Origin of the sequence: Arthrobacter sp. Soil763, assembly GCF_001428365.1 — a bacterium.
Classification (GTDB): domain Bacteria; phylum Actinomycetota; class Actinomycetes; order Actinomycetales; family Micrococcaceae; genus Arthrobacter.
The window spans coordinates 15,025-40,766 of the sequence record NZ_LMSH01000004.1; the positions used below are offsets into that span (position 1 = coordinate 15,025).

The window sequence follows — 25,742 nt, forward strand, 5'->3', positions numbered from 1 at the left end:
GAACGGTGGCACGGCCCACGGAAGCCCGCGCGGCACTACTCCAGGCGGCGCTGTTTGGTCTCCGGGGCGAAGAACGCCATCCACAGGACCGAGACCAGCACGAGGCCGCCGGCCAGGGCGAACGACGTCGCCAGCCCGAGCTCGGGCCACAGGAACGCGGCGAAGACCAGCGGCCCGAAACCGGCGCCCAGCCGGGAGAACGTGGAGGCCCAGCCGAAGCCCGAGCCGCGCAGCTCCGTGGGGTACAGCTCCGAGACGTACGCGTAAAGCACCGGGATGGCCACCTGGACCACAAAGCCGAACACCAGCAGCCAGAACACGGCCGCCGTCGGGATATCCACGACGACGGCGACAATCACCAGCGTCAGCGCCGACAGCGGCCCGGTGACGGCCAGGATCCATTTCCGGCCGGTGCGCTCCACCAGCAGCGCCGCGACCACCACGCCGAGCAGCCCGACGGCGGCCATCGACGCCGTCGTCAGGAATGCCTTGTACTCGGCAAAGCCGGCCCCGATCAGGATCCGCGGCATCCAGGTCAGCGACAGGTAGTAGACCAGCAGGATGCTGAAGAACAGGGCCCAGGCCGCCGTCGTAATCTTCCAGTCGAACTGCCAGAGCGCGCGCAGCTGCGTCCACGCGCTGCCGGCGGAGAGCCTTGGTGCGTCCTTGGGCTCGGGCAGGCTGTAGACCCGGGGTTCGGCGCCGGTGGCCGCGACCAGATCATCGATCACCTTCGCGGCCTCCTCGCGGCGGCCCTTGCGGATCAGGAACAGCGGCGACTCCGGGACGCTGCGGCGGACCCAGAACACCAGCAGCGCGGGCAGCACCATGACCAGCATGGTCAGCTGCCAGTCCGCGAAGGCAGCAACCAGCCCGGCGGAGACAAAGCCGCACAGTGCCGCGCCGATCGGCCACCAGCCGTCCATCGCGGTGAGGACCTTGCCGCGCTGGCGCCGCGGGGTGAATTCGCCGACCAGCGCGTAGTCCACCGGGATGCAGCCGCCCAGCCCGAAGCCGGCCAGGAAGCGGAAGACCACGAACCAGCCGAAGTCGGGGGAGACCGCACCGAGGACGGTGAAGATGGAGAAGATCAGCAGCGTGGCGGTGAACGCCTTCTTGCGCCCGATCGTGTCCGCGATGGTGCCCCAGATGAAGGCACCCAGGGCCATGCCGATCAGGTTCGACGTGCCGATCCAGGCGGCGTCGGCCGGGGTCAGGGACCAATGCTTGGACAGCAGCGGAATGAGGATGCCGTTGAGCGTGACATCCCAGGCATCGAACATGAAGCCCAGCCCGCCGATCAGGAAGATCCTGCCCTGGACCTTCCACCGCCACGGCAGTTCCTGGACCACCTGTTCGCCGCTGGGCACAGTGGTGTACGTATTCATGTCGGCCTCCTGTGGCAACTCTACGTGCCGGGCGGCCGCGCGGGGACGCTTCACACTCCGGGGCGCTGGAACCGCTGACGGTGTGACGCGATAAACTGACCGCATCCCCACCACCCGCGGCCGCGCCGCGATATAAGACGGAGACTTTTGTGAGCTTTACGCAGCTTGACCGTGTATCCATCGACCGTGTTCCCATCCGCCGGGCCCTGATCTCGGTCTACGACAAGACCGGTCTGGAGGAGCTCGCGCAGGGCCTGCATGCAGCCGGCGTCAAGATCGTCTCCACCGGCTCCACGGCCAAGAAGATCGCCGCCGCGGGCATTCCGGTGCAGGAAGTCGAGGAAGTCACCGGTTCCCCGGAGATGCTGGATGGCCGCGTCAAGACCCTGCACCCGCGTGTTCACGGCGGCATCCTCGCCGACCGCCGCGTCCCGGCCCACATGAAGACCCTCGAGGACATGGAGATCGAGCCGTTCGATCTCGTCGTCGTGAACCTGTACCCCTTCGTGGAGACCGTGAAGTCGGGCGCCGCGCAGGACGACGTCGTCGAGCAGATCGACATCGGAGGCCCCGCCATGGTCCGCTCGGCCGCGAAGAACCACGCCGCCGTCGCGATCGTCGTGGACCCGGCGTCCTACGATTCGGTGGTGGAGGCCGCCTCCTCCGGCGGTTTTGACCTGAAGACCCGACGCCGGCTGGCCGCCAAGGCGTTCGCGCACACCGCCTCCTACGACACCGCGGTGGCGACCTGGACCGCCAGCCAGTTCCTCGACGAGGACGGCGACGGCGTCATCGACTGGCCCGCCTACGCCGGCCTGGCCCTGGAGCGCTCCGAGGTGCTGCGCTACGGCGAAAACCCGCACCAGCAGGCCGCCCTCTACGTGGACAAGGCCGCCCCGGCCGGCATCGCGCAGGCCGACCAGCTGCACGGCAAGGCGATGAGTTACAACAACTTCGTCGACGCCGACGCCGCCCTGCGCGCCGCCTTCGACTTCGCCGAGCCCGCCGTCGCGATCATCAAGCACGCCAACCCGTGCGGCGTAGCCGTCGGATCCGCCGACGCCGCGGACCCGATCGCCGACGCGCACGCCAAGGCCCACGCCTGCGACCCGGTCTCCGCCTTCGGCGGCGTCATCGCGGCCAACCGCACCGTCACCGCCGGCATGGCCCGGACCGTGGCGGGAATCTTCACCGAGGTCGTCATCGCCCCCGGATTCGAGGACGAGGCGGTGGAGATCCTGTCCAAGAAGAAGAACATCCGCCTCCTGACCCTGCCCGAGGGCTACGGCCGGTACCCGACCGAGTTCCGCCAGGTCTCCGGCGGCATGCTGGTCCAGGCCACGGACAAGGTCGACGCCGAGGGCGACAACCCGGCCAACTGGACCCTCGCCGCGGGTCAGGCCGCTGATGCCGGCACCCTGGCGGACCTGGCCTTCGCGTGGACGGCGTGCCGCGCGGCCAAGTCCAACGCCATCCTGCTGGCCGCCGACGGTGCGGCTGTGGGCATCGGCATGGGCCAGGTCAACCGGCTCGACTCGTGCCGGCTCGCCGTCGAACGGGCCAACACCCTTGGTGTGAGCGTGGAGTCCGGCAGTGCTAATGGGGGCGATGCCCCCGGCGGGGCGTCCAACGCTTCGGACGTCTCCGGGGCGCCGGAGCGTGCCCGCGGCGCCGTCGCGGCCTCGGACGCGTTCTTCCCGTTCGCCGACGGCCTGCAGATCCTGATCGACGCCGGTGTCCGTGCCGTCGTCCAGCCCGGCGGTTCCGTCCGGGACGACGAGGTCATTGCCGCAGCCAACGCCGCGGGGATCACGATGTACTTCACCGGCGCCCGGCACTTCTTCCACTAATCCACGCGGTAGCTGAAACCAAGAATGGACATGCCCACCCATGGGGGAGGGCATGTCCATTCTTGTGTGGTGTCCGGGGCTGTCCTCGGGCTGAACAGATCAGCCTCAACCGGACATGCTCATTCTTTGGTGCGAGGAGTGGGCATCACGGGTTATGCCCAGCCGCCGGGCTTCAGGACGGGCATGTCCGGTCCAGCCCGGGCTTGGGGGATAGCCAGGAAGAGTCCCACCGGCGGGCATGCTCAGTGCTTGGTGTGAGGAGTGGGCATAGCGGGTTATGCCCACCCGTCAGGCCGCAGGACGGGCATGTCCATTTGCGAGCCGGGCACGCGGAAACGCGGGGTCGCTGGGCCGCCCTGTCGAGGGGTTGGGCGGCCAGCGGCCCCGCGTTTTGTTCCTTCGGGGATGGGTTTCCTTTCTGGAGTGGGGATTCTTTTGGTGGGGTTCTGAAACCGGGGATCCTCGTCGGGGGGTGCCGAGGATCCCCGGGCGGGGAAGCCTAGGAGGCTGCGGCGGTGGTGTACGTCTGCTGGATGACCGAGCCCCAGTAGGGTCCGTACATCACGGTGGAGCGGGTGCCGTAGCCGTAGCTGTTGATCGAGTTCTGGTAGCCGGAGGAGCTGGTACCGATGAACCAGGGGCCGCCCGAGGAGCCGCCGGTCATGTCGCAGGGGATGCCCTGGGAGTTGAACTGCGGGTTGTTGGGGTCATTGGAGGCCGGACCGGTGCAGCTGATCAGCGACTGCCCGTCGAACGGGGATGCTGCCGGGTAGCCGTAGGACTTGTAGGTCAGGCCGCGGGCGGCGTTGAACTGGACGCCGGAAGCACCGACGACGTCGGACAGGTTCTGGCCGTTCAGCGGGGACACCACGGCGAAGCCCGTGTCGTACTGCATGTCGCCGGCGGAGCTCCACTGGGTCGGGGTGTAGAGGGCGTTGGCCGCCCACTTCCCGTACGGCGCGGTGCCGTTAAGGTAGGCCGGGACGAAGACGAAGTTGGTGGCGAACGCTCCCGGGCCCTCGTTGACGCAGTGGCCCGCGGTGGAGACGGTGCTCTTGTTGGTCGAGCTGACCGAGTTGCCGGAGCAGACGTAGTTGCTGCCGCCCATCGTGAAGAAGACCTTGCCGATATGGGACACCGGCGACTCCGAGGCGTGCAGGGTGGTCTTACCCTTGGCCGCCTTGCCGGAGATCTGGGTGTTCGCGCCCTTCTCGACGGCGGCCGCCGGCGACTTGTTCCCGCGGGCCAGGGCACGGTCGGCCAGCACGTCGCCGGGGATCGCGGCCTTCATGCGCTCGGGGGTCCAGTAGTCGGCGGCCCGGGAGCCGTCGACTGCCTGGCTGGCCACCTGCGGAGACTCCTTGCCCTGGGCGGCGGCGGGCGAGGCGGTGGCCCCGCCGGCCGCGGTGACCGCCAAAAGCGCGGCGGCCGACAGGCTAAGGAAGCTGGTAACCAGAGTCTTGGGTGTTCTCATGGGTGTCCTAACCGGAAGATGCGGAGCGGCGGAACGGCCGCTGTGATGGAAAGAAACTACGTCAAGTTGACGGACGTGTAAAGACTTCTGTCAAAACCTGTCACGAGGCGTGATGACTGCCCGGCGGCCAGGCGTCGGGAACCCCCGCAGTGCCCGACGTCGGTCGGGTGCAGGCGCCGACGCCGGCCCGGCGCAGGCGGCGGCGATGTCGCACAGCGGCCTTTGGAGGTCCCGGATAGGCGCCGGGGCGGCCACCTCGGGTAAGTTAGAGCCGTTGAGATAACACAAGATTTCCGGATATCCGCAGACTTTCAGGGAGACGCCCGAGCAATGGCCAAGATTATCTATACCCACACCGACGAAGCGCCGATGCTGGCCACCTATTCGTTCTTGCCGATTATCGAAGCGTTCGCCTCGACGGCCGGTGTGGAAGTGGAGACCCGCGACATCTCGCTGGCCGGCCGCATCATCGCCGCTTTCGGCGACTACCTCACCGAAGAGCAGCACATCAGCGACGCCCTGGCCGAACTGGGCGAGCTGGCCAAGACGCCCGAGGCGAACATCATCAAGCTGCCCAACATCAGCGCCTCCGTGCCGCAGCTGAAGGCCGCCATCGCCGAACTCCAGGGCCAGGGCTACGCCCTGCCGGACTACCCGGACAACCCGGCCTCGGACGAGGAAACGGACATCCGCTCCCGTTACGACAAGATCAAGGGCTCCGCCGTCAACCCGGTGCTGCGCGAAGGCAACTCGGACCGCCGTGCGCCGCTGTCGGTGAAGAACTACGCCCGCCAGAACCCGCACAGCATGGGTGCCTGGACCCCGGAGTCCAAGACCAACGTCGCTCACATGGACGCCGATGACTTCCGCTCCAACGAGAAGTCCGTGGTGATCCCCGCAGACACCAACCTCAAGATCCAGCTGGTCAAGGAAGACGGCACGGTCAAGGTCCTCAAGCGCGCCTTCCCGGTCCTCGCCGGCGAGGTCATCGACGGCACCGTGATGCGTGCCGCTGCCCTCGATGAGTTCCTGAAGGCCCAGGTCGCCCGCGCGAAGGAAGAGGGCGTGCTCTTCTCCGCCCACCTGAAGGCCACCATGATGAAGGTCTCCGACCCGATCATCTTCGGCCACGTGGTCAAGGCCTACTTCGCCGACCTCTTCGCCACCTACGGCGAGCAGATCGCCGCGGCCGGCCTAAGCCCGAACAACGGCCTCGCCTCCATCCTCAACGGCCTGGAAGACCTGCCGGAGGAGATCCGCGGCGACGTCGAAGCCGCGATCCAGAAGGGCCTCAACGAGGGCCCCGAGCTGGCCATGGTCGATTCGGACAAGGGCATCACCAACCTCCACGTCCCCTCCGATGTGATCGTGGATGCCTCCATGCCGGCCATGATCCGCAGCTCCGGCCACATGTGGGGCCGCGACGGGCAGGAAGCCGACACCCTGGCGGTCCTCCCGGACAGCAGCTACGCCGGCATCTACCAGGTCGTCATCGACGATTGCCGCGCCAACGGCGCCTACGATCCGACCACCATGGGCACCGTCCCGAACGTCGGCCTGATGGCCCAGGCGGCTGAGGAATACGGCAGTCACGACAAGACCTTCGAGATCGCCTCCGCCGGCACCGTCCAGGTGGTCGACGACGAGGGCACCGTGCTGATCGAACACCAGGTCTCCCCGGGTGACATCTGGCGCGCCTGCCAGACCAAGGACGTACCGATTCGCGACTGGGTCAAGCTGGCCGTCACCCGCGCCCGTGCCTCCGCCACCCCGGCCGTCTTCTGGCTGGACAAGACCCGCGCCCACGACGCCCGGATGATCGCCAAGGTCGAGGAATACCTCAAGGACCACGACACCGAGGGCCTGCAGCTCGAAATCATGTCCCCGGAGGAGGCCACGGCCTTCACCCTGGAACGGATCCGCAAGGGCGAGGACACGATTTCCGTCACCGGCAACGTGCTCCGCGACTACCTCACGGACCTGTTCCCGATCCTCGAGCTGGGCACCAGCGCCAAGATGCTCTCGATCGTTCCGCTGATCAACGGCGGCGGCCTGTTCGAGACCGGCGCCGGCGGCTCCGCCCCGAAGCACGTCCAGCAGCTGCTGAAGGAAAACCACCTGCGCTGGGACAGCCTGGGTGAATTCCTGGCCCTCGCCGTGAGCTTCGAGCACCTCGCCACCTCCACCGGCAACGCCCGCGCGCAGGTCCTCGCGGACACGCTGGACCGCGCCACCGGCACCTTCCTGCTCGAGGACAAGTCCCCGAAGCGCAAGGCTGGCGAGCTGGACAACCGCGGCAGCCACTTCTACCTGGCCAAGTTCTGGGCCGACGAACTGGCCCGCCAGAGCGAGGACGCCGAGCTGGCCAAGGCCTTCACGGCCGTCTCCGAGGCCCTGTCCGCCAACGAGGAGACCATCACCGGCGAACTGCTGTCCGTCCAGGGCTCCCCGGCCGACATCGGCGGCTACTACCGCCCGGACGAGGCCAAGGCCTCCGCTGTAATGCGCCCCTCCGCCAAGTTCAGCGAAGTGCTGTCCCTGCTGGGCTAGCCTGCACAACGCGAACGCCGCACCGGGATCTCCCGGTGCGGCGTTCGTTGGTTAAGGCCCCGCAGTGCAGGGCAGCGGCGGCGGGACGACGACGGCGGCAGGGGAGCGCCGCCGTCGGACCCCGGCGGGTCAGCGGTCGGAGACCGGGAGACCCTCCGGCGCGTCCGCGCTGCCGGCTTCGCTGGCCGGCTCGGTAGCCAGGTCCGGGTCCGCGTTCACCGGCGCACCGGTTCCCACGACGTCGTACTCCGGATCCGAGACCGGCGTCAGGCCCCCGGACGCGGCGGCGCCGGACGCGGCGCCGGCCGCGGTGGCAGCCCCCGGCCCGGCGGCCTGCCCGCCGGTGACGCGGTCGCGCCACGCTCCGGTCTCAAAGTCCCGGCCCTCAATGAAGTCCTTGAAACGCTTCAGGTCGGCCGCGACCTGGCGCGAGTCCAGGCCCACGGCGGCGCCGATCTTCTCGGTTGCCGATCCCGGCTCCCAGCTGAGTTCGACGTCGACCCTGGTCTCCGCCGGGCCGAGCTCCGCGAAGCGCACGGTGCCGGCGTTGCGCGGGGCGTCCAGGCTCTCCCAAGAGACCTGCCGGTCCGGCTCCTGGCTGGTGATCCGGGCGTCGTAGTCGCGTTTGACCCCGCCGACGCTGGTCTGGAAGTGGACGGTGGTGTCATCGAGCTGCCGGACGGCGTCGACACCGCTCATGAACTGCGGGAAGTCCTCGAACTGGGTCCACTGGTTGTAGGCCTGGCTCAGGGGGACGTTCACGGCAATGGATTCCTGGACTGTTGCCATCGTGCATTTACTCCTTCGGCCGGCAGACGGACCTGCGCATCGCGGACGGGACAGGGCGGTACAAGCTCGGACAACGTTTCGTGCCGAGGCACAAAACGCCAGACCGTTTCCGGCCTGACTGACCAAGCTAGCCCGAACGCCGGGATAGTGAAAGCCGGTGGACCCCGGTTGCCCGCCGCCGGTATCTCCCCTAGGGTGCTAAGCAAGCTTAGTTTCGGTCTCGGGAGGCCGCCTTGCCCCCGGACGGCCGGGCCAAGACTGCCTATCCCAAGGAGTAATCCCATGCGCGAAGACAAGATCAGCATTCCGGGCGCCGCCGCCGTCGAGCCTCCGGAGGTTAAAGAACCCACGGTCCCGCGCGAACCATTGCCGCCCAAGCCGGACCAGCAGGGACCCGAGGCCGTATCCCCGACCGGCACCCCCACCGGCGCCCCGGTCCACTCGCGCGCCCAGTCCGGTCCCTACCTGACCACCGCCCAGGGGCTCCGGCTCTCCGACACGGACCACTCGCTCAAGGCCGGCCGCCGCGGGCCCGTGCTGCTGCAGGACCACCACCTGCGCGAGAAGATCACGCACTTTGACCACGAGCGGATCCCGGAACGCGTCGTGCACGCCCGCGGTGCCGGCGCACACGGCGTCTTCCGCTCCTATGGCACGGCCGCGGACATCAGCCGCGCCGGGTTCCTCGCCAAGGACGTCGAAACCCCCGTATTCGTCCGCTTCTCCACCGTGCTCGGCTCGCGCGGGTCGGCGGACACCGTCCGGGACACCCGGGGGTTTGCCACAAAGTTCTACACCGACGAGGGAACCTTCGATCTGGTCGGGAACAACATCCCGGTCTTCTTCATCCAGGACGGGATCAAGTTCCCCGACATCATCCACGCCGGAAAACCCCACCCGGACCGCGAGATCCCGCAGGCCCAAAGCGCCCACGACACCTTCTGGGACTTCGTCTCGCTGCACACCGAGGCGCAGGCTCACACCATGTGGAACATGTCGGACCGCGCACTGCCCCGCTCCTACCGCACCATGGAGGGCTTCGGCGTCCACACCTTCCGGTTCGTCAATGCCGAGGGCAAGACCAGCCTGGTGAAATTCCACTGGAAGCCCAAGCAGGGCGTCCACTCGCTGGTCTGGGAAGAGGCGCAGCTGATCAACGGTATGGACCCGGACTTCCACCGGCGCGACCTGGCGGACGCGATCGAGGCCGGCGCGTTCCCGGAATGGGAACTGGGTGTGCAGGTCTTCCCCGACACCGAGGAGGAGTTCTTCGAGGGGATCGACCTGCTGGATCCCACCAAGTTCATCCCCGAAGAGCTCGCCCCGGTGCAGCCGATCGGCCTGATGACCCTCAACGCCAACCCGGTGAACTATTTCGCCGAAACCGAGCAGGTGGCCTTCCACCCCGGCCACCTGGTGCCCGGCATCGACGTCACCAACGACCCGCTGCTGCAGGTGCGGCTGTTCTCCTACATCGACACGCAGATCTCCCGGCTGGGCGGCCCGAACTTCAGCCAGCTGCCGATCAACCGCCCGCACGCGCCGGTGAATGACATGCTCCGGGACGGCATGCACCAGACCGCCGTGCACGGCGGCACCGCCCCGTACCACCCGAACTCGCTCGACGGCGGCTGCCCCTTCATGGCCGGCGCCGACGTCGGAGCCCTCATCGACGTGCCGGAAGAACTTGCCGCGGCCGTGAAGGAGCGGAAGTCCCCGGCGTCCTTCGACGACCACTACAGCCAGGCGCGGCTGTTCTTCCGCAGCCTGGCCCCGGTGGAGCAGGACCACGTCATCCAGGCCTACACCTTCGAACTCGGCAAATGCCGCGAGCAGGCGATCCGGGAACGCCAGCTGCAGGCCCTGGCGAACATCGACGCCGGACTCTGCGCCGCCGTCGCCGCCGGACTGGGCATGGCGGCCCCGGAAGCGGCCGAGGAGGTGTCCAACGCGGCCCCGAGCCCCGCCGTTTCGCAGCTCGGCGGGACCTGGCCGGTGGCGGGCCGGGTCGTGGGCATCGTCGCGGATGCGGACAGTGATCTGGCCGCGGTCCAGGCCGCGCGGGAGGCTTTGGATGCGGCTGGCATCGTCCCGCTGGTGATCGCCCCCGCGGGCGGCACCCTCGGTGGGCCCGACGGCGGCATCCCGGTCCAGCGCACCTACCTCAACGCGCGCTCCACCGAGTTCGACGCCGTGCTGGTGGCGGGCTCCGGAGCGCCGGCACCCGACGCGCAGCCCGGCCGAGACGCGAAGGCGGGCCAGCCCGGCTCCGCCGTCGATCCCCGCCTGGTACTGCTCCTGACCGAACTGTTCCGGCATGCCAAGGCCATCGGCGGCTGGGACGCGGCGGCCGGGTGCCTCGAAGCCGCAGGCATCCCGCAGGACGCCGCCGGCCTCGCGCTGGGCGATGCGCCGGCGAACGTGGTGCCCAAACTGACCGAGTTCCTCGCCGCGCACCGGGCCTGGGACCGCTTTCCGGCCACCGGCGCGTAGGCAGGCGGCCGGCCGGGCAGCTGGGCAGGCGCCGGGCTGACCCCGCGCCCGGCCGGCTAGGCCGGCTGGCTGGGCCGCCGGCCTAGCCGGGAGTTAGCAACAACACCTGCGGCAGGGGCGGGGGCGCTTAGCCCCCGCCCTTACCCTTGCCCTTGGGCTTCTTGGCCGGTTCGGACTTGGCTGCCGCGGCCGCAGCGGCGGCAGCGGCCGCCTGGGCCGCGGCCTGGTCGGCCGCCGCTTTGTCGGCGGCAGCTTTGTCGGCGGCTGCCTTCTCGGCGGCCGCCTTGTCCGCCGCGGCCTTGTCGGCGGCGGCCTTCTTCGCGGCGGCGTCGCGGGCAGCCTTTGCGGCCGCGGCCGCCTTGGCCACGAGGTCGGCGCGGACGGCGTCGATGGCGGTTTTGATGCTTTGGTGCCGCCGGAATGAGACCTTGCCGTCCGCCGCGGCGGCATCGAGCTTGGGAACCAACTCATCGAGCAGTTTCAGGGCGCCGGCGGTGTCGTTCGCGGCAGCGGCGCGGGTGACGGCAAGGACCTGCGCCTGAAGTTGCTGCGCTGCGGCTCCGTCCAGTTCCGGGGCCGGTGAGGCGCATGCGGACAGGCTGCCCACGGCCAGGGCGGCGCTGAGGGCGGCGCCGGCCAAGGTCCGGCGCCAGCGGCGGGTCACGGTGGCGATCATGGCTGGACGCTCTTCTGGAGTTGCTGCAGGTGCTCGCCCAGGTCACCGCTCACGGCCGGATAGGGAACGGCAGGGGAAGGCTGCGGGACGGCGAGGGTTGCGACGACGGCGACTGCCGCCAGGAGCGCCACGACGGTGAGCGCGAGGGCGATCTTGGTGCCGCGCCGGGCCGCGCGGAACCGTGCGGCGGCACGGTTGGTTGTCCCGGCCAGCCCCCGGCCCTGGCCTGTGGTCCGGCCGTGGCCGCGGCCTCTCCGGCCGGCGTTCCGGCGGGGCCGGCGCGGGTCCATGCCTGCCGCGGTGCCTGGGGCCATGGCCGCCGCCGTGCCCGATGGGGCGCCGGGCTGCGGCGCCGGGTTCACGCCGGGGGCGTGGTCCTCGGCGGTGTTTTGGGCGGTATTCCGCAGCGGTTCCTGCCCGGTATCGAGGTCGCCGGCCAGCGCTGAGCGCGGCGGGCGCGCCGGGGGAGCCGGCAGCACCCGGGTCCGTTCCTCGGCGAGGGCGCCCGGCAACGAGTCGGGGGAGACCAGCGCCTGGCGCAGCGCGGCTTCCACATCGGCAGCGGCGGGGCGGTCAAGCGGGTCCAAAGCGGTCATGGCCCTGATCACGGCGGCCCATTCGGTCGGGACGTGGTCGGGGATGGCGGGCGCACGGTGTAGGCGGGCTACGGCGGACTCGACCGCGCTGCCCGGGTACTCGACGCTGCCCTTGATGCACTCGAGCAGGACCAGCCCCAGGGAGTAAATGTCGCTGGCCGGGCCCATGTCGGCGCCGCGGGCCTGCTCCGGGCTCAGGTAGGCGGCGGTGCCCACCATGGTTCCGGTAGCGGTGAGCCTGGTTCCATCGACGATCCGGGCGATCCCGAAGTCGGTCAGCTTTGGCCGCAGCGGCTCACCAGGCCGGACCCGGACCAGCAGGACGTTGGCCGGCTTGATGTCGCGGTGGATGATGCCCAGGGAATGGACGTAGGCGAGGGCGTCGGCCAGCCCCGCGCCGATGACGGCCAGCTCGTCGAGCGGCACCGGGCTGTGCCGGATCCGGCTGCGCAGGTCCTGGCCGTCCACCAGTTCCATGGTCAGGAACGGGCGGGGTTCGGACGGCACCCGGGTGTCGGTGCCGGCGTCGAACAGCGTCACCAGGCTCGGGTGGTTCAGGGTGGCCAGCAGCTCGATCTCGGCCTGCTGGCGCTTCAGTTCGTCGGCGTCAGCGGACTGCGGGGCGAAGAGCTTCAGCGCCACATCCCGGCCGAGGTTTTCGTCCCGGGCACAGTACACGGAGGCCATGCCGCCCCGGCCGATGACCTCGCCCAGGCGGTAACGGCCGCTCAGGAGCTCGGTCGTGACCCCACTTGGCGAAGCGTCCACGATGTTCCCCATCTATTGTCGGCGCCGCGGTGGCACCCCCTAGAGAATAATACGGGCATGGGTATCCGCTTCCCGCATGGAGTACCCCGGGCTAGGTGTAGATGAAGTGGCTGACCGCCTTTCGGTCGTGCGGACGGGCGGCCGCCGGAGCCGGCGGAGCCGTTGAATCCCCCAGCGGACCCAACGACTTCGCTCCGGCGGTGAATGGACCTGGACGGAGCGGCCGCGCGTTACGGCGGCCGTTCCGTGGGCGCCGCCCCCGGCGCGGTGGGGCGCCGGCGTGGCGTGCTCCGGCGCGCAGGCCGCCGGCAGGCAGTCAGTACTGCCGGGGAAGGGGTTTCGGGTGGAGTAGTCGGGCCGGAGTGCCGGGCGGGGACGGGGGTGTCCATGGTGAAATCTCCTGATTGACTGGCGACGGGCGCCGAGGGCAGCCCGGAGGACCGTGCTCTGCGCAGCAAAGTGGCAGAGGACGGCCCTGCTAGTCAGGGGAAGACCCGGGGTCCGCGGATACAGCGGGGTGGACGCGCTGCAGCGGGCCGCTGATCGGGTCGGTGCCCATCAGGGGAATGAAGAGGTAGTTGGATGGCGCCCAGGCTGCGGCCCCGGAGGGGCCGCCGGGCGCTGAACCGTTGCCGGACCCCGAACCGGGGGTGGGCGGCAGGGCGCTGGGGGCCGGGAGGCCAGTGTCTCCGCCGCGCGGACGGGGGGTCTCGTTGCCGCCGGCAGGTGCGGCAGGGCTTCCCGCTCCGCCGGGACCGGCGCCGCCGCGCACCGGAGCGGTGGCCGGAACAGCCGGCGCGTTTCCGGAGACCTGGGGCTGGGGCATGGAGTTGAACAGTTCGGGCACGAAAGCGCCCGAGGATGGTGCAAACGTGGCAGGCGCGTCGCCGCGGACGGCGGGACTGGTCAGCGCCGCCAACGGGCGGCCCTGAACCGCGGCCGCCGCTTGGCGCGCCTGGGCGTGGCCGGTCGTGGAGGACGCGGCAGGGGCGGGTATGGGTGTCCCGGCGAGTGTGCCGTGGCCGGCCTGGATCGGCGCCGACGACGCCGGGGTCCCGGGGGGCAGGACCGGCGCCGGTACCGCAGGCGGGACGGTGGCGGGCGCGGGTCCGCCGGCCGGGACCTGCGGCGCAGTGCCGGGCACGGCATCCGCACCCGTACCCGTACCCGGAGCCTGGCCGGTGAGGGGCGGCGCGGGATCGATGGCCGGGGGCGCCGGATCGGCGTCCGTGGCCGGCGGAAGTGCGCCCGGGTCGGCGGCCTCGACCGCAGGCTCAGTCGGATCGGTCGGCGCCGGGACGGACGACGGCGCGGGGTCGGAGGGCGTCGCGGTGACGGGGACGGGGGCCGGGCTGGGCGCCGGAACCGTGGCCGGTGGGATGAGGGGGAGAGGGGCAGTCACAGCCACGACGGGCTCCAGCGCCACGGGCGTCGCCGGCTCGGGGGCCGGTGCCGGCAGCGGCGCCGGTTCGGGATCGGGAGCCGGCGCGGGGACGGGAACCGGTGCCGGTTGCGGCGGGGGTGACGGAAGCAGCGCATCCGGATAGGGGTCGGGGGCGGGAGCGGCGGGGGCCGGAACAACGGTTGCCGGGGCCTCCGGTGCGACGCTTTCGGAGCCCACCGGGTCATCGGCCCGGGGCAGCTGGATCATGGTTTCCACGGACGATCCGACGGCGGTCGTTCCGACGCCGGATGTCCCGAGGGCGGAGCGTCCGGCCTCGGCGACCGTGACGGACGGGATCGCCTGGACCACCCTGACTTCCTCGGCGCTGGCGCCCGCCGCAGAGAGTGTCAGCCACGCCACGCCGGCCCCGAAGGCCAGGAGCCCGCGCCGAAGAAGGCCGCGCACGCGGGGAGAGAGGGTTGCAGATTCCATGCGCAACACACCTCCCCGAAAGACTTCGACGATTGGCCTACAGGGTACTTCCGTGCGCCGCGGTGAGTCCAGAGTTTACGGCTTCTTCAGCCCGGTCCGGCCCGGAAATCCGGGGTTAAATAGGCCGCCGGCGGCGCACGGTCAGTGCACGTCGTTCGGGTAGCTCACGCCCAACTGGGCGCGGACGCCGTCGAACAACCGCATGGTGTCCAGGGAGGCTTCCAGCGGCATCACCGGGCTTTCGGTGAGGCCCTGCTGGATGCACCGGGTGACCTCCCGCAGCTCGTAGCAGTAGCCCCGGCCGACCACGCTGAACTGCTCGGTGCGCGGCTCGTCGAAGCCGATCCGCACCACGAGTTCCTTGGGGTTGTTGATCGAGCCCACGCTCTGCAGGAACCCCGCGCTGCCGGCCACCGTGGCGATCCGGGGGCCGTGCGCCAGCAGCGAGGAGGTCAGTTGCGCCTGGGCGCCGTGGTGGTAGCCCAGGGTGAGCGCATTCTGGGCGTCCACGCCGTCGTCGTTGATCGAACCGGTGGCACTGACGGTCTGCGGGAAGCCCAGCGTGCCGAGCGCCCAGAGCAGGGGGTAGATGGTGATGTCGAGCAGCGCGCCGCCGCCGTCCTTCGGGGCCCAGAGCCGGGAGGTGGGGGAGTAGGGGGCCGGGAAGCCCAGGTCGGCGCCCACCCATTTGACCTCGCCCAGCTCTCCGGAGGCGGCGATCTCGAAGGCCCGCTGCATGCTGGGCAGGAACCGGCTCCACATGGCTTCCATCAGGAACAGGCCCTTGTCCCGAGCCAGCGCCACGAGGTCGGCGGCCTCCCGGGCGTTGACCGTGAGGGCCTTCTCGCACAGGACGTGCTTGCCGGCCAGCAGCGCCGCGCGCGCAATCGCGTGGTGCTGGGCGTGCGGGGTCGCGACGTAGACGACGTCCACGGCGTCGTCGGCCAGCAGCCGCTCATAGCCGGCGTCGCCGTCGAGGTCCCCGTAGGCCCGGCTGAAACCGTAGTCGGCCGCGAACGCGTCGGCCGCCGCCTGGGTGCGGGAGCTGACCGCGTACAGCTGCGCGTCCGGCAGCAGTTCCAGGTCGCGGGTCACGGCGGCGGCGATGGCTCCGGTCGCGATCACGCCCCACCGCAGCCTGGTGCCGGTGGCCGTCCGAGGGTCCTGGTCGGGTTGGCTGGACAGCCAGGGCCTGGCGATGGGTGTACTCATGCTGCCATCCTCTCACCCGGGCCGCCGCCGTCGAGCCTTCCCGCTGCCGTCCCGGACCAGCGCTGCGCTCCCGGACCAGCGCACCACTTCCGGACCAGCGCGCCCCGGGCCCGGGCCGCCGTCGTCCGTAACCGCCGCGGAAATCCGTAACCGCCGCGGAGCCCCGAACCCGCCGCGGAAATCCGGACCAGCGCTGCGGTTCCGGACCAGCGCTGCCGTTCCGGACCAGCGCGCCCCGGGCCCGGGCCGCCGTCGTCCGAAACCGCCGCGGAAATCCGGAACCGCCGCGGAAGTCCGGACCAGCGCTGCGCTCCCGGACCAGGGCTGCGGTTCCGGACCAGCGCTGCGGTTCCGGACCAGCGCACCCCGGGCCCGGGCCGCCGTCGTCCGAAACCGCCGCGGAAATCCGGACGCGCCGCGGGAACAACGCAAAAAAGAGCTCCGGCCCTCCCGCGAGAACAAGTTCATGCGGGAGGACCGGAGCCAAGGTGAAGCGCGAAGGCTACTTCGTCAGCGGTCCGAGTACCGGATCGTCGACGTAAGCGGTCTTGACGTTCTCCTTGGTCACGATGACCGGCTCCAGCAGGTAGGCCGGGACGGTCTTGACCTTGTTGTTGTAGGACTTGTCGTCGTTGATCTCAGGCTTCTTGCCGGCCTGGATGTCCTTGACCATGGTGATCGCGTGCTCAACGAGCTTGCGGGTGTCCTTGTTGATGGTGGAGTACTGCTCGCCAGCCATGATCGACTTGACGGACTCAACCTCGGAGTCCTGGCCGGTGATGACGGGCAGCGGCTTGCCGGCAGCCTTGACCGAGGTCAGGACCGCGCGGGCCAGGGTGTCGTTCGGGGACAGCACGCCGTCGAGGGGTGCGCTGCCGTAGCTGCCGGTCAGCAGGGTGTCGGCACGACGCTGGGCGTTCTCTGCCTTCCAGCCCTGGGTGACAGCCTGTTCGAAGGACTTCTGGCCGGACTTGACCACGAGCGTGCCGTCGTCGATCTTCGGCTGCAGCACCTTCATGGCGCCGTCGAAGAAGACCTTGGCGTTGGCGTCGTCGGGGGAACCGGCGAACAGCTCGATGTTGTACGGGCCTTCGGGCTTCTTGGCCTTCATGCCGTCCAGCAGGGCCTGGCCCTGCAGCTCGCCGACCTTGAAGTTGTCGTAGGCGACGTAGTAGTCGACGTTCTCGGTGTTCAGCAGCAGACGGTCGTACGCGATGATGGTCGCGCCGGCGTCCTTGGCCTGCTTGAGCTGGGTGCCCAGCTGGGCGCCATCGATGGCACCGACGATGATGACCTTGGCACCCTTGGTGACCATGGCGCTGATCTGGTTCTGCTGCTCCGAGACGCCGCCGTTGGCGAACTGCACGTCAGCCTTGAAGCCGGCGCCCTTGAGGCCGTCGTTGAACAGCTTCTCTGCCAGCACCCAGTTTTCACTGGTCTTCTGCGGGAGCGCGACGCCGATCGAGGAGTCCTTGGGGAACGCCTCGCCGCCGCCGCTCGCGCCGCCGGAAGTGCCGCTGTCGGAACGGCCGCAGGCTGTCAGCGCCAGTGCCGCAATAGCAGCGATTGCTGCTGCCTTTCCTGCTTTACCAATCATTTGCATTGCTTGGTTCACTTTCTATAGATGGTGTTCGGAGAAAGATGGAGTGGGGAGCATCAGGAGCTTGTGGCGCCGTGGGGCGGTCAGGACTCCTTGGCAATGACCTCTTTGGTCGACGTCGTCTCGTCCGGCTTGTTCTCGCTGCTGCGGCCGAAGTTCTTCATCATCATGCCGATGATCGACTTCTTGCCCTGGGACTTGTTGTAGACATCGAAGGCGACGGCAATCAGGAGCACCAGGCCCTTGATGATCTGGGTCAGGTCGGCGCCGACGCCGAGCAGCTGCAGGCCGTTGTTCAGCACGGCCATCACGAGACCGCCGACGATCGAGCCGATCACGGTGCCGACGCCGCCGGTCACCGCGGCGCCGCCGATGAAGACGGCCGCGATCGCGTCCAGTTCCCAGCCGACGCCGTCGAACGGGCCCGAAGCGGTGGAACGGCCGACGAAGATCATGCCGGCCAGGCCAGCGAGGATGGACATGTTCATCATCACCAGGAAGTTGACCTTCTTGGACTGAACCCCGGAGAGTTCGGCCGCGTGGCGGTTGCCGCCGACGGCGTAGACGTGGCGGCCGACGATGGTCTTGGAGGAGATGAAGCCGTAGACCAGGACCAGGACGGCCAGGATCAGGCCCGGGATCGGGAACGAGGTGCCGGGGCGGCCGGTGGCGAACAGGTACGTCGCGTACAGGATGGCGGCGCAGATCAGGACCAGCTTGGTGACGGTCACCCAGGTCTCAGGCACCTCGGCGCCCAGTTCCTTGGCCTTGCGGCGGGAACGGAGTTCGCTGACGACGACGAAGGCGACGCCGGCCAGGCCGAGCAGCAGGGTCAGGTTGTTGTAGCCGGTGTTCGGGCCGAACTCGGGCAGGTAGCCGGAACCGATGTACTGGAAGTCGTTGGGCACCGGGATGGTGTTGGACTTACCGACGAACTGGTTGAAGCCGCGGAAGAGGAGCATGCCGGCCAGGGTCACGATGAAGGCCGGGATGCCCACGTAGGCGGTCCAGAAGCCCTGCCAGGCTCCGATCACGGCGCCGAGCAGCAGGCCGAACAGGATGCCGAGGTACCAGGGGATGCCCCAGTCCTGGATCATCAGCGCCACGCTGACGCCGACGAACGCCGCGACCGAGCCGACGGAGAGGTCGATGTGGCCGGCGATGATGACCAGCACCATGCCGATCGCGAGGATCAGGATGTAGGAGTTGCCGTTGAAGAGGTTGATGACGTTGCCCGGGGTGAGCGTGCGGCCCTCGGTGAAAATCTGGAAGAAGATAATCAGTGCAACCAGGGCGAAGATCATGCCGAATTGGCGGGTATTGCCGCCAAAGAGCTTCTTGAGCGCGTTCATTGTGTCAGTCCTTGTTGTCCGGAATGTTCTGGATGGCCCGGCCGTCAGGCCGTCTTGCGGGCGGAAGTCATGAGCTTCATCAGGCTCTCCTGGCTGGCTTCCTCTTTGTTCAGCACGCCCGTGATGGCGCCTTCGAAGATGGTGTAGATGCGGTCGGACAGGCCCAGCAGCTCGGGCAGCTCGGAGGAAATCACGATCACGCCCTTGCCCTGGTTGGCCAGCTGCTGGATGATGCCGTAGATCTCGTACTTGGCGCCGACGTCGATGCCGCGGGTGGGCTCGTCCAGGATCAGCAGGTCCGGGTCGGTGAACATCCACTTCGCCAGCACCACCTTCTGCTGGTTGCCGCCGGAGAGCTTGGCGACGCCCTCCTCCACGGACGGGGTCTTGGTGCGCAGCGACTTCCGGTACTGCTCTGCGACCGTGAACTCCTTGTCGGCGTCGACGACGTTGTGCTTACTGATCTTCTTCAGGGCCGCGGAGACCGTGGTGGCCTTGATGTCGTCCAGCAGGTTCAGGCCGAGGGACTTACGGTCCTCGGTGACGTAGCCCAGGCCGGCGTCGATGGCCTGCTTGACCGTCTTCAGCTGCAGCGGCTTGCCGTCCTTGTAGACCTCGCCGGAGATGAACCGGCCATAGGAGCGGCCGAAGAGGGAGCGGGCGAGTTCGGTGCGGCCGGCGCCCATCAGCCCGGCGAAGCCGACGATCTCGCCGCGACGGACGAAGAAGCTGGAGTTCTTGCAGACCATGCGGTCCTGGATCTGCGGGTGGCCTACGGTCCAGTTCTTGACCTCGAAGAACGTCTCGCCGATCTTGGGCTCGTGGTCCGGGAACCGGGATTCGAGCGTCCGGCCGACCATGCCCTTGATGATGCGGTCCTCGTCGACGCCGTCGGCCTTGACGTCGAGCGTCTCGATTGACTTGCCGTCGCGGATGATGGTGATCGAGTCGGCGATCTGCTCGATCTCGTTGAGCTTGTGCGAAATGATGATCGAGGTGATGCCGCGGCCCTTCAGGCCCAGGATCAGGTCCAGCAGGTGCTGGGAGTCGGATTCGTTCAGGGCGGCGGTCGGCTCGTCCAGGATGAGCAGCTTGACCTTCTTGTTCAGCGCCTTGGCGATTTCCACCAGCTGCTGCTTGCCGACGCCGATCTCCTTGACCGGGGTGTCGGGGTCCTCGCGGAGGCCCACGCGGGCCAGCAGCTCGGTGGAGCGGATCCGGGCCTCGGCCCAGTCGATCACGCCGCGCCTGGTCGGTTCGTTGCCCAGGAAGATGTTCTCCATGATGGACAGTTCCGGGATCAGCGCCAATTCCTGGTGGATGATCACGATGCCCGCGTGCTCGCTGGCCCGGATGTCCTTGAACTGCTGGACCTCGCTCTGGTAGACGATGTCGCCGGTGTAGCTCCCGTAGGGGTACACGCCCGAGAGGACCTTCATGAGGGTGGATTTCCCTGCGCCGTTTTCACCGCAGATGGCGTGGATCTCGCCGGCCTTCACCCGCAGGTTCACCTCGGCCAATGCTTTAACGCCGGGGAACTCTTTGGTGATGGAGCGCATCTCGAGAATTATCGGATCGCTGTGCGTGTTGAGGGACGTCATCTGCCCTTACGCCTCCAATGCATGACTTCGTTGTCCGCCCCTGCAAACCGCAGGGCCGTCTGATGGAAAAGTAAACTGGATCACGCCATTGTCGTCAAGTCTTTAACGCAACGGCCTGATAACGGCTGACTTAGTTACGCCGGATTCCGGCGTGCTGGAAGACCAGCGCGGTGGCGCCCAGCGCCTCGGCCCGGTCGCCCAGCGAGGACATGGTCAGGGTCGTGGTTTCGCCGATGACCGGGACGGCGTGGCGTACCAGGCCGCGCCGGATGGGGTCCAGGAGCAGCTCGCCCAGGCCGGCCAGCGGTCCGCCGACGACGATCACCTCGGGATTGATCAGGTTCGCGACATTGCCCAGCGCGCGGCCCGCGGCGAGCCCGGCGTCGTCAATCACCCGCAGGGTTGCCGAGTCCCGGGCAAGGGCCTTGCGGACGATGTCCTCGGGGGTCAGCGGCCGGTCGTCCCCACGGCTGAGCAGCTCGATCATGGTGGTGGTGGAGGCGATCGTTTCCAGGCAGCCGCGGTTGCCGCAGCGGCAGACCAGGCCGTGTTCGTGGATGGTCGCGTGGCCGATTTCGCCGGTGATGCCGACGTTGCCGTAGTAGGGCATGCCGTTGAGGATCAGCCCGGCGCCGATGCCGGAGCCGATCTTCAGGAACAGTAGGTTGCTGATACCGGTGTGCGGGCCCCAGGTCACCTCGGACAGGGCGCCGAGATTGGCGTCGTTGTCGACCCAGACCGGCAGATCAAGGGCCTCCTCGAGGCGCTGGAGGATGTTGATGCCCACCCACTCGGGCAGGATCGCGCCCTGCGCCACGGTGCCCGTGCGGCGGTCAATCGGCCCCGGGATGCCGACGCCGGCGCCCACCAGGGCGCTGCGTTCGACGCCGCTGTCGGCCAGCAGCCGGTCCAACACGCCGACGGCGGCGGTGATGCCTTCCTCGGCGTGGTGGCCCAGCGGCAGGAGGACGGATTCCTCTGCGACCACGTGGTAGCTGAGCGAGGCGAGAACCACCCTGAGGTGGCGGCGGCCGAAGTCGATGCCGACCGCGACGGCGCCGTTGCTGTTGAGCCGGACGTTGAGGGCGCGCCGGCCGGAGCTGGTGGTCGGTTCGGTGGAGGCCAGCCCGGCGTCCTGCATGATCCTGACGATGTTTGAGACCGTCGCGGTCGAGAGCCCGGTCTGCCGGGCCAGTTCCGCCTGGGTGGACGGGCCGGCCAGCAGGCATTCGATGATGCGTTGCTGGTTCAGGTGCCGGAGGGCGGACTGCGATCCGGGGTTTTTGGTGCGGCTCCTCGTTGAGCGCGTTGGTGAGGGCATGCAATGAAGAGTGCCCCATCAACGTCTTGTAGTCAAGAAGTTAACGCAACCGCTCCTCGGCGCCGTCGGCGGTCAGCCGTGCAGTTCGCGGTGGGCGCGGGCCAGCTCCCGGTAGTGGGCGGCGTTGTGCTTGACGCTCTCGAACTCCTCGTCGCTCAGTTCACGGCGGACCTTGGCCGGAACCCCGGCCACCAGCGAGCGGGGCGGGATCACGGTGCCCTCGAGGACGACGGCGCCCGCGGCCACGAGGGAGCCGCTGCCGATCACCGCGCCGTTGAGGATGGTGGCGCTCATGCCGATCAGGCAGTCGTCCTCGACGGTGCAGCCGTGGACGACGGCACTGTGCCCGACGCTGACCCGGGCGCCGATGGTGCAAGGGAAATCCGGGTCGGCGTGCAGCACCACGTTGTCCTGCAGGTTGGTGCCGGCCCCCACGCTGATGGCCGCGGTATCGGCCCGGACGGAGACGCCGTAGAAGGCGCTGGAGTCTTCCGCAAGCGTGGCCTGCCCGATGATCGAGGCGGTGGGAGCGACGAAAGCGGTCTCATGGACGGCCGGGCTGTCGCCGGCGAAAGCGTAAACGGGAGTCATGCAACCAGCCTAGGACACCGGCCTCTTGCGGGTCCCGGGGCGCTGAGTAGGATCATGGCCATTCCCACGCACATCCCGGAGGCGGCCGATATGTTCCTGGATCTGATGAAACGGCTGGAACGGGCGGAGGCACTCGACCCCGCCGCCCGCGCCGCGGCGCCCGTGGCGGAACGGCTGATCGCCCGGCCCGGCCCCCGGCGCTTTTTCCACGGCGATGCCACGGGCATCCCGCCGCACGTAATCCTCACCGATGTGCCGTTCGGGGCATGGTTCATGGCGATCTTCCTGGACTTCTTTCCGGATGAAAGCAGCCGGATCGCCGCCCGTCGGCTGGTAGGCCTGGGCCTGCTCGCGGCGGCGCCCACCGGACTCAGCGGCTGGGCGGAGTGGGCCCGGGCCGACCGCGCGACCCGCCGCGTCGGCGTCGTGCACGCCTGCGCCAACCTCGCCGCGACGCTGGTCTTCCTGGCCTCGTGGCGCGCTCGCCGCAAGGAACGCCACCGGCTGGGCGCGAACCTGGCGCGGGCCGGCGCCGTGCTGCTGATCGTGGGCGGATTCCTCGGCGGCTACATGCGCGCCGCCCGCCGCCCCTGACCCGATGCTGCACCCCGATGCCCTATCACTTTTGGCTGCTTTGGGTCCCGGATGGCAACCAGAAGTGATAGGGCATCCGGGGGTAGTTGGGGTGGCGGGTCTTCAGCCCGGGGAGCGGAGGACCGTGTAGCCCGGCCCCGGGTCGGGGAGGACGACGGCGATCGGGGCGCCGGGCGCGGCCACGCGCCTGAGTTCACGCACGACGGCGTCGGCCGCCCGAGGCCCGAGCCCCGCCAGCGCGTCCACCGCCCAGACGGCGGCGAACGCGCCGTCGGCAAACGGCAGGGACGCGCCCGTGGCCACCGACGCGGACAGGCCCCGCGCCCTGGCGGCGTGGATGTTCTCCTCCGACGGGTCGACCCCCGTGAAGTGGATGCCGGCCCGGACGAAGGCCAGCCCGTCCTCGCCGGTGCCGCAGTCCAGGCCCAGCACCCCGTGCCGGCCCTCGGCCTTGAGCAGGGCGAGGAAGCCGGCCAGCTGCGCCGTCCGCGTGGTTGCCATGGGACCAGTTAAGGACCGGAGGATGCCGAAGACAAGCCCCCGGCCCGCGGGGCCCTAGCTGAAGACGACCGTCCGGTTTCCGTCCAGCAGTACCCGGTGCTCGGCGTGCCACTGCACGGCCTGGGCGAGCGTGCGGCCCTCGACGTCGCGGCCCATCTGGACGAACTGTTCGGCGGTACGCCGGTGGTCCACCCGGATGACTTCCTGCTCGATGATCGGGCCCTCGTCCAGGGCCGCGGTGACGTAGTGCGCGGTGGCGCCGATGAGCTTCACGCCGCGGGCGTGCGCCTGGTGGTACGGCTTGGCGCCCTTGAAGGAGGGCAGGAAGGAGTGGTGGATGTTGATCGCCTTGCCGGCCAGGTCCGTACACAGCTCGTCGGAGAGGATCTGCATGTAGCGGGCCAGCACGGTCAGCTCGATGTCGTGTTCGGCCATGAGGCCGCGCAGCGCGTCCTCCGCCTCGGTCTTGGTGTCCTTCGTGACCGGAATGTGGTGGAAGGGGATGCCGTAGAACTCGGCCAGCCCGGCGAGGTCGCGGTGGTTGGAAACGATGGCCGGGATCTCAATCGGCAGGGTGCCGGAGCGCTGCAGGAACAGCAGGTCGTTGAGGCAGTGCGCGGAGGTGCTCGCCATCAGCAGGGTGCGGACCTTCCGGCCTGCCGGGTTAAGGCTCCACTGCATGCCGAAGGCCTGGGCCACCGGCTCCAGCGCCGCCTGCAGTTCCGCCGCCGGAGCCGCCGTCGTGGCTTCGACCCGCATGAAGAACGTCCCCGTCCCCTGGCTGCCGTATTGCTGGGAATCCGTAATGTTGCAGCCGGCCACCAGGAGGGCGCCGGCCACGGCGTGCACGATTCCGGGCCGGTCCGGGCAGGAAAGGGTGAGGATATAGGAGGCAGTCAGCTGGTCGTCAGTCACGAAAGAACAGCCTACCCGCGGCTGGGATAGTCTTGATCTGTCGCAACTGGCGTTGGGTGGCTAACCACCAGGGAGCGGCACGCACGCAGACCACGGATCGTACGCCTGGGCCGAGGGTCACGTTTTTCCGGTCGGCAGCCCCCGCTGCCGTCCCGCCGTCGGCCCCCTCGCGGGTGCCGCGCCGCGCTACGGATCCCCGCTTCGGGGTGCCGTAATTTAGCGGCGCCGCGGCGGGCCAGCCGGTAACCTGACCTTAAAGCAGTGACCGTTGCCAAGCCAGGAGTTCTTCGTGACTACTTCCCTTCGCCTTTCCTCAGCAGCCGTAAGCAACCAGCCGCTCGCTGAACTCGATCCCGAAATCGCCGCCGTCCTGGACCAGGAGCTCGGCCGCCAGCGCGGCACCCTGGAAATGATCGCCTCCGAAAACTTCGCGCCGCGCGCCGTGATGGAAGCCCAGGGTTCGGTCCTGACCAACAAGTACGCCGAGGGCTACCCCGGACGCCGCTACTACGGCGGCTGCGAGTACGTCGACGTCGCCGAGCAGCTCGCGATCGACCGGGTCAAGGCCCTCTTCGGCGCCGAGTTCGCCAACGTCCAGCCGCACTCCGGGGCGCAGGCCAACGCCGCCGCACTGTCGGCGATGATCACCCCGGGGGACAAGATCCTGGGCCTCTCGCTCGCGCACGGCGGCCACCTCACCCACGGCATGAAGCTGAACTTCTCCGGCAAGCTCTACGACGTCGCCGCCTACCAGGTCGAGGAAGACAACTTCCGGATCGACATGGACAAGCTGCGCGAGCAGGCGCTCGCCGAGAAGCCGCAGGTCATCATCGCTGGCTGGTCCGCGTACCCCCGCCACCTGGACTTCGCCGCCTTCCGCTCGATCGCCGACGAGGTCGGCGCGCTGCTGTGGACCGACATGGCGCACTTCGCCGGGCTCGTCGCCGCCGGGCTGCACCCCTCCCCGGTCCCGCACTCCGACGTCGTCACCTCCACCGTGCACAAGACGCTCGCCGGCCCCCGCTCCGGCGTGATCCTGGCCAAGCAGGAGTGGGCCAAGAAGATCAACTCCAACGTGTTCCCCGGCCAGCAGGGCGGCCCGCTGATGCACGTCATCGCCGCGAAGGCCGTCGCGTTCAAGATTGCCGGCACCGAGGAATTCAAGGAGCGCCAGGAGCGCGTGCTGGAAGGCGCCCGGATCATCGCCGACCGGCTCAACCAGTCGGACCTCTCCGACGCCGGTGTCTCCGTCCTGACCGGCGGCACCGATGTGCACCTGGTCCTGGTGGACCTCCGCAACTCCCAGCTGGACGGCCAGCAGGCCGAAGACCTGCTGCACTCGGTCGGCATCACGGTCAACCGCAACGCCGTCCCGTTCGACCCGCGCCCGCCGATGGTCACCTCCGGCCTGCGGATCGGCACCCCGGCCCTGGCCACCCGGGGCTTCGGCGCCGAGGAGTTCACCGAGGTCGCGGAGATCATCGCCACCGCCCTGAAGGCGGGCACCGCCGCCGACGTCGAGTCGCTCCAGGCCCGCGTGGACAAGCTCGCCGCCGACTTCCCGCTGTACCCGCAGCACGAGCAGTGGTGATTCG

19 protein-coding genes are annotated in these 25,742 nt (G+C 69.1%); 5 read left to right on the plus strand and 14 right to left on the minus strand.

Annotated elements, in window-relative coordinates; translation table 11 throughout:
* Positions 1-35: 35 nt before the first annotated feature.
* Positions 36-1,388: an MFS transporter gene (locus ASG71_RS13185; protein WP_056740052.1), complete on the minus strand. Its 1,353-nt coding sequence runs from the start codon at positions 1,386-1,388 to the stop codon at positions 36-38.
* Between the two features lie 149 nt (positions 1,389-1,537).
* Between ASG71_RS13185 and purH the strand changes: the two genes are divergently transcribed.
* A complete protein-coding gene (gene purH / locus ASG71_RS13190) occupies positions 1,538-3,238 on the plus strand; it encodes a bifunctional phosphoribosylaminoimidazolecarboxamide formyltransferase/IMP cyclohydrolase (protein WP_056740054.1) in 1,701 nt (566 codons plus the stop codon).
* A gap of 499 nt (positions 3,239-3,737) precedes the next feature.
* On the opposite strand, the gene ASG71_RS13195 is transcribed toward purH, so the two are convergent.
* On the minus strand, positions 3,738-4,712 hold the full coding sequence (locus ASG71_RS13195; RefSeq protein WP_056740056.1) for a trypsin-like serine peptidase: 975 nt from the start codon (positions 4,710-4,712) through the stop codon (positions 3,738-3,740).
* 330 nt (positions 4,713-5,042) lie between these two features.
* On the opposite strand from ASG71_RS13195, the gene ASG71_RS13200 reads away from it, so the two are divergent.
* Positions 5,043-7,262, plus strand: a complete 2,220-nt coding sequence (locus ASG71_RS13200) for an NADP-dependent isocitrate dehydrogenase (RefSeq protein WP_056740058.1) — start codon at positions 5,043-5,045, stop codon at positions 7,260-7,262.
* Between the two features lie 129 nt (positions 7,263-7,391).
* Here ASG71_RS13200 and ASG71_RS13205 read toward each other — a convergent pair whose 3' ends face one another.
* Entirely contained in the window at positions 7,392-8,051 is a 660-nt protein-coding gene (locus tag ASG71_RS13205) for an SRPBCC family protein (RefSeq protein WP_056740061.1), read from the minus strand.
* 282 nt (positions 8,052-8,333) lie between these two features.
* On the opposite strand from ASG71_RS13205, the gene ASG71_RS13210 reads away from it, so the two are divergent.
* On the plus strand, positions 8,334-10,544 hold the full coding sequence (locus ASG71_RS13210; RefSeq protein WP_056740063.1) for a catalase: 2,211 nt from the start codon (positions 8,334-8,336) through the stop codon (positions 10,542-10,544).
* 127 nt (positions 10,545-10,671) lie between these two features.
* Here the strand turns inward: ASG71_RS13210 and ASG71_RS13215 are convergent, their stop codons facing one another.
* The 9 genes from ASG71_RS13215 to ASG71_RS13255 all read right to left on the minus strand — a co-directional run bounded on the left by ASG71_RS13215 (position 10,672) and on the right by ASG71_RS13255 (position 22,137).
* The gene (locus tag ASG71_RS13215) at positions 10,672-11,220 is read right to left on the minus strand and encodes a hypothetical protein (RefSeq protein WP_056740065.1); all 549 of its coding nucleotides are present in this window, start codon (positions 11,218-11,220) and stop codon (positions 10,672-10,674) included.
* Positions 11,217-12,587, minus strand: a complete 1,371-nt coding sequence (locus tag ASG71_RS13220) for a serine/threonine-protein kinase (protein ID WP_056740742.1) — start codon at positions 12,585-12,587, stop codon at positions 11,217-11,219. Before ASG71_RS13220 ends, ASG71_RS13215 begins: the two co-directional genes overlap by 4 nt.
* A 475-nt stretch (positions 12,588-13,062) precedes the next feature.
* Positions 13,063-14,460: a hypothetical protein gene (locus ASG71_RS13225; RefSeq protein ID WP_157366446.1), complete on the minus strand. Its 1,398-nt coding sequence runs from the start codon at positions 14,458-14,460 to the stop codon at positions 13,063-13,065.
* 141 nt (positions 14,461-14,601) lie between these two features.
* Positions 14,602-15,672 (minus strand): Gfo/Idh/MocA family protein, encoded by a 1,071-nt coding sequence (locus ASG71_RS13230; RefSeq protein WP_056740069.1) that lies wholly within the window; start codon positions 15,670-15,672, stop codon positions 14,602-14,604.
* A 502-nt stretch (positions 15,673-16,174) separates the two neighbouring features.
* Entirely contained in the window at positions 16,175-17,275 is a 1,101-nt protein-coding gene (locus tag ASG71_RS13235; RefSeq protein WP_056740071.1) for a sugar-binding protein, read from the minus strand.
* 80 nt (positions 17,276-17,355) lie between these two features.
* Positions 17,356-18,624, minus strand: a complete 1,269-nt coding sequence (gene mmsB, locus ASG71_RS13240; protein WP_056740073.1) for a multiple monosaccharide ABC transporter permease — start codon at positions 18,622-18,624, stop codon at positions 17,356-17,358.
* Positions 18,625-18,668: 44 nt separating this feature from the next.
* Positions 18,669-20,225: a multiple monosaccharide ABC transporter ATP-binding protein gene (gene mmsA, locus ASG71_RS13245; RefSeq protein ID WP_056740075.1), complete on the minus strand. Its 1,557-nt coding sequence runs from the start codon at positions 20,223-20,225 to the stop codon at positions 18,669-18,671.
* Between the two features lie 130 nt (positions 20,226-20,355).
* Entirely contained in the window at positions 20,356-21,546 is a 1,191-nt protein-coding gene (locus tag ASG71_RS13250; RefSeq protein WP_056740077.1) for an ROK family transcriptional regulator, read from the minus strand.
* A 72-nt stretch (positions 21,547-21,618) separates the two neighbouring features.
* On the minus strand, positions 21,619-22,137 hold the full coding sequence (locus ASG71_RS13255) for a gamma carbonic anhydrase family protein (RefSeq protein WP_056740079.1): 519 nt from the start codon (positions 22,135-22,137) through the stop codon (positions 21,619-21,621).
* Positions 22,138-22,191: 54 nt separating this feature from the next.
* Here ASG71_RS13255 and ASG71_RS13260 point away from each other — a divergent pair, with 54 nt between their 5' ends.
* Positions 22,192-22,731: a hypothetical protein gene (locus tag ASG71_RS13260; RefSeq protein ID WP_157366448.1), complete on the plus strand. Its 540-nt coding sequence runs from the start codon at positions 22,192-22,194 to the stop codon at positions 22,729-22,731.
* A gap of 102 nt (positions 22,732-22,833) precedes the next feature.
* Here the strand turns inward: ASG71_RS13260 and ASG71_RS13265 are convergent, their stop codons facing one another.
* On the minus strand, positions 22,834-23,232 hold the full coding sequence (locus tag ASG71_RS13265; RefSeq protein ID WP_056740081.1) for a class I SAM-dependent methyltransferase: 399 nt from the start codon (positions 23,230-23,232) through the stop codon (positions 22,834-22,836).
* Positions 23,233-23,286: 54 nt separating this feature from the next.
* The gene (purU, locus tag ASG71_RS13270; RefSeq protein WP_056740083.1) at positions 23,287-24,147 is read right to left on the minus strand and encodes a formyltetrahydrofolate deformylase; all 861 of its coding nucleotides are present in this window, start codon (positions 24,145-24,147) and stop codon (positions 23,287-23,289) included.
* Between the two features lie 289 nt (positions 24,148-24,436).
* Here purU and glyA point away from each other — a divergent pair, with 289 nt between their 5' ends.
* Complete coding sequence (glyA, locus tag ASG71_RS13275) at positions 24,437-25,738, plus strand: serine hydroxymethyltransferase (RefSeq protein ID WP_056740085.1); 1,302 nt, start codon at positions 24,437-24,439, stop codon at positions 25,736-25,738.
* Positions 25,739-25,742 lie beyond the last annotated feature (4 nt).

Excerpts from the sequence above, each read along its gene's own strand:
- ASG71_RS13185 (WP_056740052.1), bottom strand. The coding sequence starts at position 1,388 with ATGAATACGTACACCACTGTGCCCAGCGGCGAACAGGTGGTCCAGGAA.
- ASG71_RS13195 (WP_056740056.1), bottom strand. The coding sequence starts at position 4,712 with ATGAGAACACCCAAGACTCTGGTTACCAGCTTCCTTAGCCTGTCGGCC.
- ASG71_RS13200 (WP_056740058.1), top strand. The coding sequence starts at position 5,043 with ATGGCCAAGATTATCTATACCCACACCGACGAAGCGCCGATGCTGGCC.
- ASG71_RS13205 (WP_056740061.1), bottom strand. The coding sequence starts at position 8,051 with ATGGCAACAGTCCAGGAATCCATTGCCGTGAACGTCCCCCTGAGCCAG.
- ASG71_RS13210 (WP_056740063.1), top strand. The coding sequence starts at position 8,334 with ATGCGCGAAGACAAGATCAGCATTCCGGGCGCCGCCGCCGTCGAGCCT.
- ASG71_RS13215 (WP_056740065.1), bottom strand. The coding sequence starts at position 11,220 with ATGATCGCCACCGTGACCCGCCGCTGGCGCCGGACCTTGGCCGGCGCC.
- ASG71_RS13225 (WP_157366446.1), bottom strand. The coding sequence starts at position 14,460 with ATGGAATCTGCAACCCTCTCTCCCCGCGTGCGCGGCCTTCTTCGGCGC.
- ASG71_RS13230 (WP_056740069.1), bottom strand. The coding sequence starts at position 15,672 with ATGAGTACACCCATCGCCAGGCCCTGGCTGTCCAGCCAACCCGACCAG.
- ASG71_RS13235 (WP_056740071.1), bottom strand. The coding sequence starts at position 17,275 with ATGCAAATGATTGGTAAAGCAGGAAAGGCAGCAGCAATCGCTGCTATT.
- mmsB (WP_056740073.1), bottom strand. The coding sequence starts at position 18,624 with ATGAACGCGCTCAAGAAGCTCTTTGGCGGCAATACCCGCCAATTCGGC.
- mmsA (WP_056740075.1), bottom strand. The coding sequence starts at position 20,225 with ATGACGTCCCTCAACACGCACAGCGATCCGATAATTCTCGAGATGCGC.
- ASG71_RS13250 (WP_056740077.1), bottom strand. The coding sequence starts at position 21,546 with ATGCCCTCACCAACGCGCTCAACGAGGAGCCGCACCAAAAACCCCGGA.
- ASG71_RS13255 (WP_056740079.1), bottom strand. The coding sequence starts at position 22,137 with ATGACTCCCGTTTACGCTTTCGCCGGCGACAGCCCGGCCGTCCATGAG.
- ASG71_RS13260 (WP_157366448.1), top strand. The coding sequence starts at position 22,192 with ATGGCCATTCCCACGCACATCCCGGAGGCGGCCGATATGTTCCTGGAT.
- ASG71_RS13265 (WP_056740081.1), bottom strand. The coding sequence starts at position 23,232 with ATGGCAACCACGCGGACGGCGCAGCTGGCCGGCTTCCTCGCCCTGCTC.